This is a genomic window from Aliiglaciecola aliphaticivorans (genome assembly GCF_054782055.1).
Map to the genome: position 1 here is coordinate 1 of NZ_BAAGTF010000070.1, position 1,370 is coordinate 1,370.

Here is a 1,370-nt window from a genome sequence, read left to right on the forward strand (position 1 = left end):
CATATTGGTATTTGCTGGTCACAATCTGACTTAGCAAGCTCGGTGTCGCATAGCCTTTGGGGATAACTGAATTCGGTACAGGCGCTTGTTTGATGGTGTTGCTGATACCGTCTTTTTCACACGCTCTGCATGCGTACTTAGGGCGAACATGCTCAATCACTTTAACCTGAGCAGGAATGAATTCTAGCTTCTCAGCGATATCTTCGCCTATCTTGTGCAGTTCACCCTTGCAGCAGTCACACACTTTATCTTCATCCGCGATATCGTGGATAACCACTTCCCGAGGCAAGTCTTTAGGCAGTGGTTTGCGCTTAGGTTTGTTGCGCGTGTACTCAATGATTTCTTGTTCAGGGACGACAGATTCATCAATCTCTTCGGCTTCATTAAACAACTCACCTTGACCAGGATGGCCTTCACTGCTGGTTCCAAATTGCTTTTGCTGGGCAAGCCGGAATTGCTCTTCTAGAAAAGCAATCTTGGCGTTTTTTTCAGCCAGTAGTGATTCTAATTCAGCAACGCGTTGCAGTAATTGGGTATCAGTCATATCGCTATTTTACTAAATAACACCCTGATATAATTGACTTATTTTAGACCATTTGGTGATCGTTAATCGCTGCTTATGATCTGTGGTTATAAGCTGACAGATTGATACTGCAACGGCCTGTGACCGATGATGTCATAACCGCCAAGTAACCAATTAAGTTGTTGCTCAGACAGGACTAATCGGCTTAACTGGTCATCCGTGGGCCATTTGAAACGTTGTTTCTCCAAACGCTTATACCAAAGTGCGAAGCCCGTTTTATCCCAATACAGTATCTTCAACTTATCCCGTTTCTTGTTGCTGAAGATAAACAGGGCATCCATGAATGGCGACAACTCAAGTTGCTGCTCAACCACAATAATTAAGCCATTAATCGATTTACGGAAATCTACTGCATCAAGGTATAGATAGATATCAGAAGGATCAACAAACATCTTCATAAGGCTAAGGCTTTCATAACATCGGCCAGCCATTTAGCTTCAACAGCTTGTCCCACATTTAAGGTTACGCCATGATAAACAACCGTCAGCGTTGGCGATGTAGATACTGGTTTTGGTTTGGGTCTAACGACTTTAACTAACTTGCCTGTTGAACGTACTGGCCTTTTTTCAATATCGCTTTTACGTGCTGAAAAGGTTTTAAGATGAATATTGTGCTTTGCACAATATTCACGAGCAGTAACGCCACTTGATTCGTAGTCTACAAATATCGCTTGCCATTGTTCTTTCGTTCGACGCTCTCTGCGCATAATGTCTCCGACTGATCATCAAAAACGACATTGTGCGGTGCTAAATATGAACTGACGAGATGGTCTTTGCTAGACGCTCAC

At 43.1% G+C, this 1,370-nt stretch carries 3 protein-coding genes; all 3 read right to left on the minus strand.

What is annotated here, in order from left to right:
- On the minus strand, window positions 1–544 hold a 544-nt coding region (locus ACYVIL_RS20250; protein ID WP_460314546.1), incomplete at its 3' end, for a transposase.
- An 86-nt stretch (window positions 545–630) separates the two neighbouring features.
- Window positions 631–981 (minus strand): IS66 family insertion sequence element accessory protein TnpB, encoded by a 351-nt coding sequence (tnpB, locus tag ACYVIL_RS20255; RefSeq protein ID WP_460314548.1) that lies wholly within the window; start codon window positions 979–981, stop codon window positions 631–633.
- Entirely contained in the window at window positions 978–1,289 is a 312-nt protein-coding gene (tnpA, locus tag ACYVIL_RS20260; protein ID WP_460314550.1) for an IS66 family insertion sequence element accessory protein TnpA, read from the minus strand. The genes tnpB and tnpA overlap by 4 nt, the downstream gene beginning before the upstream one ends.
- Between the last annotated feature and the right edge of the window lie 81 nt (window positions 1,290–1,370).

Bases quoted from the DNA above. Each gene is read 5' to 3' on its own strand.
- tnpB (WP_460314548.1), bottom strand. From the start codon at position 981: ATGAAGATGTTTGTTGATCCTTCTGATATCTATCTATACCTTGATGCA.
- tnpA (WP_460314550.1), bottom strand. From the start codon at position 1,289: ATGCGCAGAGAGCGTCGAACGAAAGAACAATGGCAAGCGATATTTGTA.